Origin of the sequence: Devosia litorisediminis, assembly GCF_018334155.1 — a bacterium.
GTDB classification, from domain to species: Bacteria; Pseudomonadota; Alphaproteobacteria; order Rhizobiales; family Devosiaceae; genus Devosia; species Devosia litorisediminis.
This window is the reverse complement of sequence record NZ_JAGXTP010000001.1, coordinates 1,997,230-2,011,251: the sequence shown is the minus strand read 5'-3', so window position 1 is coordinate 2,011,251 and position 14,022 is coordinate 1,997,230. Positions and strand designations below refer to the sequence as shown.

Sequence of the window (14,022 nt, the reverse complement as noted above, 5' to 3'; positions counted from 1 at the left end):
CCCTTGTATGGTAGAATTTGTGCAGCACGGCGGCGCTTTAGGCGCTTATCTGGCAAAAGCGTCACGTAAGCCCGGCCCCCTATGCAAGCCGCACTGCCGGTGCTATTGACCCTCGCCAACCTGAACCCGACGATTTCAATTCCGTCCGGTTCAATACCCTACATCTCTGATCTCATTCAGAAGTCCGGAAAGGTCTGGCCTTGGCGAAGATTATTACCACTGTTACTGGCGATGCGGCGCTGACCTTCGACGACGTGCTGCTGCAGCCCGCGCGCTCTGATGTTCTGCCCACCGAGACCGACATTTCGACCTATGTCACCAAGGACATAGCACTCAACCTTCCAATCCTGTCGTCGGCCATGGACACCGTTACCGAGAGCGCCATGGCCATCGCCATGGCTCAGGCCGGTGGCATGGGCGTGATCCACAAGAACCTCACCGCTGAACAGCAGGCCGAGGAAGTCCGCCAGGTCAAAAGCTTCGAAAGCGGCATGGTGGTCAATCCCATCACCATCGGCCCCGATGCGACCCTTGCCGACGCGCTGGCGCTGATGCAGTCCAACCGCATTTCGGGCATTCCGGTTGTCGAAAATGGCGGCACGGGCGGTCGCGCCACGGGCAAGCTGGTTGGCATTCTGACCAATCGCGATGTGCGCTTCGCGTCGCATCCTGCCCAGCCCATCCGCGAACTGATGACCTTTGAAAAGCTCGTCACCGTGCGCGACGGCGTTTCCAAGGAAGAAGCCAAAGTGCTGCTGCACAAGCACCGCATCGAAAAGCTGCTGGTCGTCGACGCCGATTATCGTTGCACCGGCCTGATCACTGTCAAGGACATCGAAAAGGCCCAGCTCAACCCCAACGCGGTCAAGGATGATCGCGGTCGCCTGCGCGTCGCTGCCGCCTCCACCGTGGGTGATGCCGGCTTTGAGCGCTCCATGCAGCTCATTGATGCCGGCGTCGACTTGCTGGTCATCGATACTGCCCACGGCCACTCCGTTCGCGTTGCCGAAGCTGTCGAGCGCGTCAAGCGCGAGAGCAATGGTGTGCGCATCGTCGCGGGCAATGTCGCCACTGCTGAAGCCGTCAAGGCGCTGGTCGGCGCGGGCGCGGATTCCATCAAGGTGGGTATCGGCCCCGGCTCGATCTGCACAACGCGCATTGTTGCCGGTGTTGGTGTGCCACAGCTCGCGGCAGTCATGGGCTGCGCCGAAGAGGGCGACCGCCAGGGCGTCCCGGTCATTGCCGATGGTGGCATCAAGTTCTCCGGCGACATGGCCAAGGCGCTGGCCGGTGGCGCATCCTGCGTCATGGTCGGCTCGCTCCTGGCGGGCACCGACGAAAGCCCCGGCGAGGTCTATCTCTACCAGGGGCGCTCCTACAAATCCTATCGCGGCATGGGCTCGGTCGGCGCCATGGGCTCCGGCTCGGCTGATCGCTACTTCCAGCAGGATGTGCGCGACCAGATGAAGCTGGTCCCCGAAGGCATTGAAGGCCAGGTGCCGTACAAGGGGGCTGCCGGCGCCGTGCTGCACCAGCTCGCAGGCGGCCTGCGCGCCTCCATGGGCTACACTGGTGCCCACAATCTCAAGGACTTCCGCGACAACTCCGTGTTCGTCAAGATCTCGGGCGCGGCGCTTAGCGAAAGCCACGTCCACGACGTCACCATCACCCGCGAAGCCCCCAACTACCGCAGCGGTCGCTAGGCTCAATTTACTCGCAGCTTCACCGAACGGATACCTCCCTCTGCCAGGGGGAGGTTAGGTGGGGGCCGAGAGCCCCGGTATCCGGTCCAACTGCCCCTCCCTGACCCTCCCCGCGAGGGGGGACGATCTTGCCTTCGGTAATCCCGCCTAATCCCCACCCCTAAACCACGCGCATACTCACCCCGTCTCTTCCGCACGGACAACCTGCAGGCGACAGTGGCGGGAGAGCCCGGGCGTGCGGCATTGCCAGTCGTAAGGGTTTAAGACTGGGCCGCCAGCCTGCGAGCGATGGGGTTGGCCAAACGGTCGGGCAAAAAACCGATGCCCCGAGGCGGTCTTCGCCTCATATTTAGTTGCTTAGAGGCGAAACACCGTCTCGGGGACCGTCCATTACGAAACCCGCAGTCAGGCGGCGCCTTGGCGTGCCCAACCCTTTGTGATTCATCTACAAGCACTTGTCGCGCGTATCGGAATCAACACTGGAACCGCAAACATGCCCCTCATCGACAAATTCATGATTCTCGCCATCGCCGGCCAGGCATTGCTGACCGTCGCCATTCTCGTGCTGATGGGGCGCGAACGTGTACCCCGTGTGATGTCCGGCGAAATTCCCGAAGCCGACATTGCCGTCGATCGCAGTGCCTACCCGCTCAGGGCTCGCCTGCTGTCCAACAGCTTCGATAATCAATTCCAGCTCCCGGTTCTGTTCTACGTCATCGCGATACTGGCCATCAGCACTGGCGGCGTTGTCTGGCTTGAGGTCATTGCAGCCTGGCTCTTTGTTGCCCTGCGCTACGTCCATACGGTGATCCATGTCACCAGCAATCGGGTACACAAACGTTTCGCTGTTTATACCGCTGGCCTTGCGGTGCTGGTCATCCTCTGGCTAATGGTCCTCTTCCGCCTTTTGTCAGCCTGAGCTTGTCCCATGCGCCTTCCTGGCCGCCTATCTGCCGCTATTGCCGTTCTCAGCGACGTTGAAACCCGCAAGCGCCCCGTATCCGAAGCGCTCAAGGCCTGGGGAATCAACAACCGCTTTGCCGGGGCAGGGGATCGCGCCGCCATCGGCAATCTGGTTTATGACGCGCTGCGCCACCGTGCCTCTCATGCTGCCATCATGGGCGATGACAGCCCGCGTGCTCTGGTAATGGCGGTGGCAGTGCGCGACTGGGGGCAGGACCCGGCGGTCCTTAATGATCTGTTCGCCAACGACAGCCACGCACCAGAAACACTCAGTGCGGATGAGGTCAGCCGCCTGGTCACCACGCTTGCACATGATGCCCCCGGCCATGTTCAGGCCGATGTTCCCGAATGGCTGCTGCCGTCGCTCCAGCGCGCATTTGCCGACGACTGGATCGCTGAAGGTCAGGCTATGGCGGGGCGTCCTTCGCTGGATCTGCGCACCAACACGCTGAAATCCCAGCGCGAGCGGGTGCTTAAATCGCTGGCCCGCTTCAGCGCGGTTGAAACCGCTATCTCCCCGGTCGGCGTCACCATGCCCGCCGGATCGGGCGATGCACGCACACCCAATGTCACCACCGACGAGGGATATCTCAAGGGCTGGTTCGAGGTTCAGGATCAGGGGAGCCAGATCGTCTCGATCCTGGCCGGTGCCGTGCCCGGTGAGCAGGTGCTTGATTTGTGCGCAGGTGCTGGCGGCAAGACGCTGGCTCTGGCCGCTGCCATGGGCAATAAAGGCCAGATATTTGCCTATGACAGCGACCGCAATCGGCTCGCCCCCATCTATGATCGCCTGAAACGCAACGGGGCCCGCAATGTGCAGGTCCGCGCGCCGCTGCCCGATGCACTTGATGATCTGATTGGCAAGATGGATCGCGTCGTCATCGATGCTCCCTGCACCGGCACGGGTACCTGGCGCCGCCGTCCCGATACCAAGTGGAAGCTCACCCCCGAACTGCTGGCTCAGCGCGTCCAAGAACAATCTGCAATTCTTGCCGATGCCCAACGGTATCTCAAGCCCGGCGGCACGCTGATCTACATCACCTGCTCCATTCTGCCTGAAGAGAACGACGACCAGATCGCCGCTTTCTGCGCGGCCCATCCCGATTTCACCATGGTTGACCCAAAGGCACTTTGGCAGGCCGCTTTCGCGTCGGCTGCGCCCGCGGGCGTGGTGACGGCAGGCTCGGGCATCGCGCTCACGCCGCGGCTGACCAAGACCGACGGTTTTTACCTTGCGGCCCTGAAGCGTGGCGCATGACCACCCAGGCGCCAGAACCCGGGGATCAGCCCACAGCGATCACCCTGCCTGTCTTCATCGCGGCGGCGGCGGCACTGGTCATCGGGGCCTTTACGCTGATCTGGTTCGCCATTCCCGGGCCCGATACCCGTCAGGTACTCACTGCACCGTCGGGCGACAAGTTCATCGAGCTTGGCGAACTGTGCAATGACGATGATTGTGCCCGTGTTGCCGTGCTCGACGTCGTTCAGCCAGATCAGAGCCATCTGCGTACCTATTGCCCGCTCGATCGGCCGGGCAATGCGCCGCTATTTGCCAGTGTTGTCGCAGTCTGGGCACCAGCTGAAGACAGCGTAACCCTGCAGTTCACATCACCAGAAGGTCCGCCGGAATTGCTGACCATCGTTCTGGCTGAGTGTACGCGCACCCAATAAATGAACTGACTGCCTCAGCGTTACGTTACAAGTGTATCGACAATGCAATCAGGGGCGCCGCCATGACCGTTACTATCGATTACAAATCGCCCCGAACCTGGATCACCCTGGTGGTCTTCATCGTCGTCGTCATCGGCGTAGGCGGTCTGATCGGTAGTCAGTCTACACCTGGCGCCTGGTATGAGAGCCTCAACAAGCCCCCCTTCAATCCACCCAACTGGATCTTTGGGCCGGTATGGTCGACCCTCTACCTGATGATTGCAGTGGCTGGTTGGCGCATCTGGATGCTGGCGCCCGCTAGCACCGCCATGAAGCTGTGGTTTGCCCAGATGATCTTCAACTGGATCTGGTCGCCAGTCTGGTTTATCGGCGAGATGCTGTGGCCCGCCTTTGCCATTATCACGGTCATTCTGGCATTGATCGTCGCCTTTATCCTCGTCGCCCGCCAGCGTGATACAGTCGCTGCATGGCTCTTCGTCCCCTATGCAGTCTGGGTTGGTTTCGCCTCGACCTTGAACCTCTCCATCGCCATCCTCAACTGAGGGGGGCGGCAGCGGGAATTTTGCGCTCGCAAGCCAGTCCTGCAACGTGCCATCTTGCACAATTCGCGCAGCACGGCTAAGGGCTCGCCATGCAAAGCCCAGACACTATTGACCACCCGCAATCGATCCTGATCGTTGACTACGGATCACAAGTCACTCAACTGATCGCGCGCCGTATTCGCGAGACGGGTGTTTATTGCGAAATTCACCCATTCCAGAGCGCAGGCGCCGCCATGGCCGCCATGCAGCCAAAGGGTGTCGTGCTATCGGGCGGGCCCGCATCAACGCTGGACGAGAACGCGCCGACCATTGATCCCGCCATACTAGATGCAGGCGTTCCTATTCTGGGAATTTGCTACGGCCAGCAGGCGCTTTGCCAGGCGCTGGGCGGCAAGGTCGAAGCAGGTCACCACCGCGAATTTGGTCGTGCCGAAGTCAAGGTCGAGAAGACCTCCGCACTCACGAACGGTGTTTGGGATCTGTGCACAGAACATCAGGTCTGGATGAGCCATGGCGATCGTGTCGTAGCACTGCCTGAAGGCTTTGAAGTCGTTGGCACCTCGCCCAACGCGCCTTTTGCCATGATCGCCAATGAAGCGCGTCGTATCTGGGCTGTGCAGTTCCACCCTGAAGTGGTGCACACGCCCGACGGCGCCAAGCTTTACGCCAATTTCGTCCACCAGATCTGCGGCGTTGCCTCAACCTGGACCATGGCGGCCTACCGCGCCAAGATGATCGAGAAGATCCGCGAACAGGTCGGCACCGGCAAGGTCATTTGCGGCCTGTCGGGCGGCGTCGACTCATCGGTTGCTGCCGTGTTGATCCACGAGGCCATCGGCGATCAGCTCACCTGTATCTACGTCGACCACGGTCTGATGCGCCTCAATGAGAGCGAACAGGTCGTCACCATGTTCCGCGACGAGTACAACATCCCGCTCGTCCACGTCGACGTATCCAAAGTCTTCCTGCGCGAGCTCGACGGCGTCTCTGATCCCGAAACCAAGCGCAAGATCATTGGCCGCCTGTTCATCGAAACCTTCGAGGAAGAAGCCAAGAAGCTGGGCGGCGCCGAATTCCTCGCCCAGGGCACGCTCTATCCCGACGTTATCGAATCCGTTTCTTTCACCGGCGGTCCCTCGGTCACCATCAAGAGTCACCACAATGTTGGCGGTCTGCCCGAGCGCATGAACATGCAGCTCGTCGAGCCGCTGCGCGAGCTGTTCAAGGACGAGGTGCGCATCCTCGGCCGCGAACTCGGGCTGCCCGAGAGCTTTATCGGCCGCCATCCCTTCCCGGGACCGGGGCTGGCCATTCGCTGCCCCGGCGGCATTACCCCGGAAAAGCTCGACATTTTGCGTCAGGCTGACGCCATCTACCTCGATGAGATCCGCAAGTCTGGCCAGTACGACAAGATCTGGCAGGCCTTTGCCGTTTTGCTGCCTGTCCAGACCGTCGGCGTCATGGGTGATGGCCGTACCTATGAATTCGTCTGTGCTTTGCGTGCTGTGACCTCCGTTGATGGCATGACCGCTGATTTCTATCAGTTCGACATGAACTTCCTCGGCAAGACTGCCACCCGCATCATCAACGAAGTCCGCGGGATCAACCGCGTCGTCTACGACGTGACCAGCAAGCCGCCGGGCACCATTGAGTGGGAATAATCCCGGGCGCGGTTGCTGGGGCTGGAAACGCACCAGAAACAGCAGAAATGGCCGGGCCGGGCGCATTTGCATTCGCCCGGCAGCGTGCTAAACGTGCGCTCCAATTCGAACACGACCATTAGGCAGATCATGGCCGAAGACAATATTTTCCGTGAAGTTGACGAGGAGCTGCGCAGCGATCGCATGCGCGCACTCTGGCGTCGTTTTGCGCCCTATGTGATCGGTGCTGCTATTGGCGTCGTGGCCATCGTTGCCGTCAATGAAGGCTGGACCTGGTACCATTCCAACAATGCTGCCCAGGCCTCCGATGAGCTCTACACGGCCTTCGAATTTGTCGATGGCGGCGATCTTGAAGCGGCCCGCATCCAGCTCGACACGCTGATTGCCGATGGCAGCGGTGGCTATCCGACCCTTGCCGAATTCCGCAAGGCCGGCGTGCTGGCCAAGGAAGGCAAGATCGACGAAGCCATCAATACCTATGATGCGCTCGCCAATGCGCAGTCCAACCCGCGCCTGCGCGAGCTGGCTCTGGTGCTCGGCGGCACGCTGATGGTCGATAACGGTACTCTGGCAGACGTCGAAAGCCGCGCAGGTAGTGTTGCGAACGATGCCAGCCCGCTGCGCAATGCTGCGCGCGAAACCCTTGGCCTCGCCCAGTATAAGGCCGGTGATTTCGCCGCCGCTCAGGCCAGCTTCGAAGCTGTTCTGAACGACGAGATGACCCAGACCTCGACACGCAACCGCATGGGCTATTATCTGGCTCAGCTGCTGGCTGAAGGCGCTATTGCGCCGACCTCGACTGCTGATGCAGCCGCCGATGCCATTGATGCCATCGTCAGTGGCGATGCGCCTGCTGACGCTCAAACGACGCCTGAAACTCCGGCAACCGATGAATCGGCCGCCACCACCGAGACCGCTCCAGCCGCGCAATAGCGGCTGCTGTCTCCGCCTGATCGGAACGCAATAAATGACCGTCACCGTCGCCATTGTCGGTCGTCCCAACGTTGGTAAGTCCACGCTCTTCAACCGTCTGGTTGGTCGCAAGATCGCCCTGGTTGATGACACGCCCGGCGTAACCCGTGATCGCCGTGAGGCCGAAGGCCGCATCGCTGATCTGACTTTCCGCATCCTTGATACCGCCGGCTATGAGGACGTCACGGACGGCAGCCTCGAAGACCGCATGCGTCAGCAGACCGAGCTGGCGATCCGCGAAGCCGACGTCATCCTGTTCATGATCGATGCCCGTGCCGGCGTCATGCCGCTCGACCAGCGCTTTGCGCAGGTTCTGCGCAAGGCCGGCAAGCACGTGCATCTGGTCGGTAACAAGGCCGAAAGCGGTGCTGCCGAAGCCGGTCTGGTCGAAGCCTTCAAACTGGGTTTTGGCGAGGCGATTTCCCTGTCCGCAGAACACGGCCTCGGCCTGTCCGAACTCTATTCAATTGTCTCGGCTGCCATCGACAAGGCGGCTGCAGAACGTGGTGCCGCCGAGCAGGCCATCATTGATCTCATGCCCGAGGTTGATGTCGACATCACCGAGGACATGCTTGAGGGCGAGGGGGATGAAGCCACGCTGCGCTGGAATCCCAAGCGCTACCTCAACGTTGCCATCGTTGGTCGGCCCAATGCCGGCAAGTCCACCCTGATCAACCGCATGGTTGGCGAAGATCGCGTGCTCGTCGGTCCCGAAGCTGGCATCACGCGCGACTCCATTCTGGTGCCATGGGAGTGGGAAGGCCGCGTTATCAACCTGGTCGATACCGCCGGTATTCGGCGCCGTGCCCGCGTGACCGAAAAGCTGGAGAAGCTCGCGGTTGGCGACAGCCTGCGATCCATTCAGTATGCCGAAGTCGTCGTGCTCATGCTCGACGCGACCATCCCGTTCGAGAAGCAGGATCTGGCGCTGGCCGATCTGGTCGAGCGCGAAGGCCGCGCTCTGGTGATAGCCGTCAACAAGTGGGATCTGGTCGAAGACAAGAATGCGGCGCTGGCCCATCTGCGCGAAGCTTGCGAGCGCCTGCTGCCCCAACTGCGCGGCGTGCCATTGGTGACCCTGTCGGGCCTGACCGGCAAGAACATCGACAAGCTGATGGATGCGATCTTTGCCATCGAGCGCACATGGAACACCCATGTCTCGACCGCCCGGCTCAATCGCTGGCTGCAGGGTATGGTTGATGGACATCCGCCTCCGGCCGTGTCGGGCCGCCGCCTCAAGCTGCGCTACATGACCCAGGCCAAGACCCGGCCACCCAGCTTCATCCTGTTTGCATCCCGGCCCGATGTGCTGCCGACCTCCTACCAGCGTTATCTGGTCAATGGTTTGCGCGAAGCCTTCAATATCAAGGGCAGCCCGATCCGCTTGTGGGTCCGTGCGGGCAGCGAAAACCCCTACAACGACAAGACCAAGCGCCGTCTGGGCTAATTGACTGGAATATGTCGCGGATTGACCGCGACATATTCTCTGAGGCCATGGCGTCGAGCCCGACTTTGCCCCTATATTGCGCGCGTTGAAGCGACCCGATGCTGAGTGCGGGGCGCATGATTTGAAATTACCTTGTTCGCAGAATTATTGATCGTCGTCGTTCTGATCATCATCAATGGCCTCTTGGCCATGTCGGAACTGGCTGTCGTCTCCGCTCGACCCGCCCGCCTGCGCACCATGGCCGATCTCGGCAATGGCGGCGCCGCCACTGCCATTGAACTGGCCGAGGATCCGGGCAAATTCCTCTCATCGGTACAGATCGGTATCACCCTGGTAGGCATTCTCTCGGGTGCCTTCTCCGGGGCGACGCTGGGTCTGCGCCTTACCGACTGGCTCAAATCCGTCGGCATGGCCGGCAGTCTGGCTGACATCCTCGGTGTTGGTGTTGTGGTTGTCGGTATCACCTACATTTCGCTGATCCTGGGTGAATTGGTGCCCAAGCAGATCGCGTTGCGCGATGCAGAAGGCGTGGCGGCCCGCGTGGCGCCAGCCATGAAGCTGATCGCCAAGATCGGCTCGCCGATTGTCTGGGTGCTCGACATTTCAGGTCGCGCCGTGCTTGCCTTGCTGGGGCAGGCGGGCGACTCCGAAGAGACCGTGACCGAAGAAGAGGTCAAGACCATTATCGCCGAGGCGACAACTGCCGGCGTGATCGAGACCGATGAACACTCCATGATCTCGGGCGTGATGCGACTGGCCGACCGCTCGGCACGTGGCCTGATGACGCCGCGTCTAGACGTCGATGTGCTCGATCTGTCCGACGAGAGCGAAGAAATCCGGCGCACCATTCTCGACACGCATCGTTCGCGCCTGCTGGTGCAGGACGGTGACGGCGATTCCATCATCGGTGTGGTGGCGATCAAGGACATAATCGGCGTCTTCGCCAATGGACTGCCGCTCGAGCTGCGCAAGTTCGTTCAGCCTGTTCCTGTGGTCATGGATCACGCTGACGCGCTCGATGTGGTCCGTGCCATTCGAAATTCCACCGTGCACATGGCGCTGGTGGTCGACGAATATGGCCACTTCGAAGGCATCGTCACATCTGCCGATATTCTTGAGGTTATCACTGGCGTCTTTCAGGAAGAGACCGGCGATGACCCCGCCGTGGTCAAGCGTGAAGACGGATCCTGGCTGGTTGCAGGCTGGATGCCGGTCGATGAGTTCGGCGACAAACTCAAGATTTCCATCCCGCGCGATGCCAAGTTTGAGACCGTGGCTGGCTATGTGCTCTCGATCATCAACCGCCTGCCGGCCGTTGGTGAGACGTTCGAGCATGATGGGTTCAAGTTTGAAGTGGTCGATCTGGATGGTCGCCGCATCGACAAGATCCTGATGACCAAACTGCCGGACTAGTCGGCTAGAGCCATGCCCATCCAGACCGTTCCGCCAACGGCCTGGAGCGGCGCAAAGCCGCTGCGCTGCCAAAACGCGATGCCACCGCTATTGGCGGCATTGGCCCCCAGATGGATGCCCCGCACATTGGCGGCGCGTGCATCGGCCACCCAGGCCTCCAGCAGAGCCGTACCAACACCCTGGCCGCGCAGGCGACTGCGCAGGTTCATGTGAATATGGGCGGGGTAGTTCGCGACGATCGCCGCCGGGGTAACGCCGGGGCGCTTGATTGCCGCGATACGCTCTCTGTCGGCCTCGGTGAAGCCCGTTGATGCATCAGCGTAGCGTTGGCGCAGTGCTGGCCACCAATCGCGCTCCTGGCGCGCTGCAAAGCCGTCACTGTCCAGCGTGCCGACGATATAGCCAGCAACGCCCAACGCGTCCTCAGCCAGGAGCACGCGCTCCGGCTCCAGCGCCCCATAGGGCGCTGCATAGATATGACCGACAAGCTCGGGATCGCTGTGCAGTGCGCTTGCGTCCGCACCCGATGCGCCGGTGGTCAGGCAGATATCATAGAGCGCCGGTAGGTCGTCCGGCCGAAAGCCGCGCAGCGTCACCATGGGCTGGCCTAAAGGTCGCTCAGCGTATCGTCAGCCGCGTTGAACAGCTTGCCATTGTCCTTGTAGGCGGGGCTGATCATGTCCACCAGCTTGGGCGCAATATCAGCCGGTGTCGGCAGCGTGTTGGGATCCTCGCCGGGCATTGCCTTGGCCCGCATCGCGGTGCGGATCTGGCCTGGATAGAAGATGTTGGCCTTGACCTTGGTCTGGGCGATTTCGCCTGAATAGGATTTCACCATGGCATCCACCGCGGCCTTGCTGGCGGCATAGAGCCCCCAGAATGGCCGTGCGGACTTGGCCGCGCCCGAGGACACAAAGACAGCGCGGCCCGCTTCGGCCTGACGCAGCAACAGGTCGGTGGAGCGCAGCAGGCGATAGTTCGCGGTCACATTGACAGCGATCACCTTGTCAAAGTCTTCAGGCTTCACATGGGGCAGGGGACTGAGAACACCAAGCTGACCAGCATTGGCGATCAAACCATCCAGCGCACCCCAGCGCTCGAAGATCGCCGCGCCCAGACGATCAATGGCGTCGCCATCGCGCAGGTCGAGCGGCACCAGCGTCGCTGACGACCCCAAATCCTGGATCTCGTCATCCAGTTCTTCGAGCCCGCCAACTGTGCGGGCGACGGCGACCACGTGGGCGCCTCGACGGGCGGCCTCCAGCGCGGCCGCATAGCCAATCCCGCGCGACGCACCTGTTACGAGTACGACCTTGCCGGCCAGATCCTGATCCACAGCCATCAACCGGCCTCTTTCAGCAGAGAAACTTTTTTCGGCTCATTCTTATCGCGGCCGGTCAGATCGGTCAGTTGCGTCGGATAATCGCCAGTGAAATAGTGATCGGTAAATTGCGGCGCCTGATCATTGCGCTTCTCGCCGCCAACAGCCTCATAGAGGCCATCAATCGACAGGAACTCAAGCGAGTCCGCGCCGATGAACTTGCACATCGATTCCAGCGTTTCGTGCTGGTTAGCCAGCAGCATTTCGGGATCTGGCGTATCGATGCCGTAATAGTCCGAATGATAGATCATCGGGCTCGCCACACGGATATGAACCTCGGTGGCGCCAGCATCGCGGATCATCTGCACGATCTTGAGCGAAGTCGTGCCACGCACGATCGAGTCGTCAATCAGCACGACGCGCTTGCCGGCGATTTCGGCGCGGTTGGCGGAATGCTTGAGCTTGACGCCAAACGCCCGGATCGACTGTGTTGGCTCGATAAAGGTGCGGCCCACATAGTGATTGCGGATAATGCCCAGCTCGAACGGAATGCCGCTGGCTTGTGCATAGCCAATGGCTGCCGGTGTACCGCCATCGGGCACAGGCACCACCACATCGGCGTCGACTGGGGCTTCCTTTGCCAGGTTCATGCCCATGCGCTTGCGGGCGCCATAAACACTGCGACCGGACACGACCGAATCCGGCCGTGCGAAATACACATACTCAAACAGACAGGGACGTTCTGGTGTGGGCCGGGCGGGCTTGCGCGCCTCAATGCTGATCGAGCCGTCTGGCTGCGTCTCGCAGATCACCACTTCGCCGTTTTCGACGTCGCGAATATACTTGGCGCCGATCATGTCGAGCGCACATGTTTCCGAACAGAAGATCGGTTTGCCATCCAGTTCGCCCATGACCAAGGGGCGAATGCCGATCGGGTCGCGTGCCGCGATCAGCTTGGTGCGCGTCATCGCCAGCATGGCGTAGCCGCCTTCCATCTGGCGGATCGCGTCGATGAAGCGGTCTGTTGTTGAACTATGACGCGACCGTGCCACCAGATGCAGCACCACCTCGGTATCCGATGTCGACTGGCAGATGGCGCCGGTCGCGATGATCTGGCGTCGCAGGGTCAGGCCATTGGTGAAATTGCCATTATGAGCAATGGCAATGCCGCCGTCGCCCAGCTCTGCGAACAGCGGCTGCACATTGCGCAACGCGACTTCGCCGGTTGTCGAGTAGCGGGTATGGCCCATGGCCATCGTGCCGGGTAGCTTGGCCAGCAGGGCCGGGTCAGTATAGTGGTCGCCGACCAGCCCCATCCGCTTTTCGGCATAGAACTGGCGGCCATCAAAACTGACGATACCGGCTGCTTCCTGACCGCGATGCTGCAGCGCATGCAGTCCCAGAGCAGTCAGGGTGGACGCGTCGCTATGTCCCAAAATGCCAAACACGCCACACTCTTCGTGCAGCGTGTCGCCATCGAGATCAAAACGGTCATCGTTCGGATGGTTCAACGGGCTCTCCATGCCAATGCTGCCTCAACCGCGGACGTCGCGGGTCCGCGCTATGCGACCGAACCAGAGCGGGAAATCTATCCCCTGACTCTAGCTCATTTTTGATGTCCCGACCATTGCCCTGCAAGGTGGTCAGGGTTGTGGCGAGCGCTGTGCCCTCGCCAAAGCGTGATCGGATCAGGCGCCTGGTGCCGGTTGCACCGAACCGTCTTCGGTTGCGTCTGTACCATCTTCAACTGGCGCAATCGGACCGCCGGAGGTTTCGTCGGTCAGGCCCGTACCGCCCTTGAGGATCTGGGTCACCTGCGCCTCAAGTTCTTCTGGCAGCATGGAGATCAGTGTATTGCCCATGGTCTGAAGCTGCGGCAGCGTCTGCGAGTTTGCAGCCCAAGGCGGCAGATTGTTGGGGAGGAGCCATGTACCGAAAATGGTGATGACAATTGCGATCAGAATGCCGCGCAACACGCCAAACACAAACCCCAGTGTGCGGTCGATCGGGCCCACGCGGCTATCGACCACAAAATCGGCGATGCGCATGGTCAACAGATGCAACACGATCAGGGCGACGATGAAGGTCACAACCACCGTGGCGATATCGGCCACAAGTGGCTCGGCAATGTAGCCACGGGCGATTTCGGGGTGATACTGCCACATATAGATGGCGATGGCGGCAGAGCCGGCCCATGTCGCCAGCGAAAGCACTTCGCGGGTCAGGCCCCGCGCTGTGGCCAGAATTGCTGAAATCAGCACCAGCACACCCACACCAACGTCGAACGCTGTCAGCATCTTTGTTCGCTAAGCTCCTATAGCCGCCCCGG

13 protein-coding genes are annotated in these 14,022 nt (G+C 61.0%); 9 read left to right on the top strand and 4 right to left on the bottom strand.

Features of this window, described 5'->3' with window-relative positions; translation table 11 throughout:
• Positions 1-200: 200 nt before the first annotated feature.
• From guaB to KD146_RS09605, 9 genes are all read left to right on the top strand, one after another.
• Positions 201-1,703 (top strand): IMP dehydrogenase, encoded by a 1,503-nt coding sequence (gene guaB, locus KD146_RS09645; RefSeq protein ID WP_212658462.1) that lies wholly within the window; start codon positions 201-203, stop codon positions 1,701-1,703.
• 493 nt (positions 1,704-2,196) lie between these two features.
• Positions 2,197-2,622, top strand: a complete 426-nt coding sequence (locus KD146_RS09640) for an MAPEG family protein (protein WP_212658461.1) — start codon at positions 2,197-2,199, stop codon at positions 2,620-2,622.
• A gap of 9 nt (positions 2,623-2,631) precedes the next feature.
• Positions 2,632-3,924 (top strand): RsmB/NOP family class I SAM-dependent RNA methyltransferase, encoded by a 1,293-nt coding sequence (locus KD146_RS09635; RefSeq protein WP_212658460.1) that lies wholly within the window; start codon positions 2,632-2,634, stop codon positions 3,922-3,924.
• A complete protein-coding gene (locus tag KD146_RS09630) occupies positions 3,921-4,337 on the top strand; it encodes a hypothetical protein (RefSeq protein ID WP_212658459.1) in 417 nt (138 codons plus the stop codon). The genes KD146_RS09635 and KD146_RS09630 overlap by 4 nt, the downstream gene beginning before the upstream one ends.
• A gap of 62 nt (positions 4,338-4,399) precedes the next feature.
• The gene (locus KD146_RS09625; protein ID WP_212658458.1) at positions 4,400-4,879 is read left to right on the top strand and encodes a TspO/MBR family protein; all 480 of its coding nucleotides are present in this window, start codon (positions 4,400-4,402) and stop codon (positions 4,877-4,879) included.
• Between the two features lie 89 nt (positions 4,880-4,968).
• The gene (gene guaA / locus KD146_RS09620; protein ID WP_212658457.1) at positions 4,969-6,540 is read left to right on the top strand and encodes a glutamine-hydrolyzing GMP synthase; all 1,572 of its coding nucleotides are present in this window, start codon (positions 4,969-4,971) and stop codon (positions 6,538-6,540) included.
• Between the two features lie 129 nt (positions 6,541-6,669).
• Positions 6,670-7,473 (top strand): tetratricopeptide repeat protein, encoded by an 804-nt coding sequence (locus KD146_RS09615; RefSeq protein WP_212658456.1) that lies wholly within the window; start codon positions 6,670-6,672, stop codon positions 7,471-7,473.
• 34 nt (positions 7,474-7,507) lie between these two features.
• A complete protein-coding gene (der, locus tag KD146_RS09610; protein WP_212658455.1) occupies positions 7,508-8,959 on the top strand; it encodes a ribosome biogenesis GTPase Der in 1,452 nt (483 codons plus the stop codon).
• Between the two features lie 147 nt (positions 8,960-9,106).
• A complete protein-coding gene (locus KD146_RS09605) occupies positions 9,107-10,372 on the top strand; it encodes a hemolysin family protein (protein ID WP_212658454.1) in 1,266 nt (421 codons plus the stop codon).
• Here the strand turns inward: KD146_RS09605 and KD146_RS09600 are convergent.
• The 4 genes from KD146_RS09600 to KD146_RS09585 form a co-directional block, all read right to left on the bottom strand.
• Positions 10,369-10,971: a GNAT family N-acetyltransferase gene (locus tag KD146_RS09600; RefSeq protein ID WP_212658453.1), complete on the bottom strand. Its 603-nt coding sequence runs from the start codon at positions 10,969-10,971 to the stop codon at positions 10,369-10,371. The genes KD146_RS09605 and KD146_RS09600 overlap by 4 nt on opposite strands.
• A gap of 8 nt (positions 10,972-10,979) precedes the next feature.
• The gene (locus tag KD146_RS09595; RefSeq protein WP_212658452.1) at positions 10,980-11,714 is read right to left on the bottom strand and encodes an SDR family NAD(P)-dependent oxidoreductase; all 735 of its coding nucleotides are present in this window, start codon (positions 11,712-11,714) and stop codon (positions 10,980-10,982) included.
• The gene (gene purF, locus KD146_RS09590; RefSeq protein ID WP_212658451.1) at positions 11,714-13,216 is read right to left on the bottom strand and encodes an amidophosphoribosyltransferase; all 1,503 of its coding nucleotides are present in this window, start codon (positions 13,214-13,216) and stop codon (positions 11,714-11,716) included. Before purF ends, KD146_RS09595 begins: the two co-directional genes overlap by 1 nt.
• Before the next feature lie 165 nt (positions 13,217-13,381).
• Entirely contained in the window at positions 13,382-13,990 is a 609-nt protein-coding gene (locus KD146_RS09585; protein ID WP_212658450.1) for a CvpA family protein, read from the bottom strand.
• Positions 13,991-14,022 lie beyond the last annotated feature (32 nt).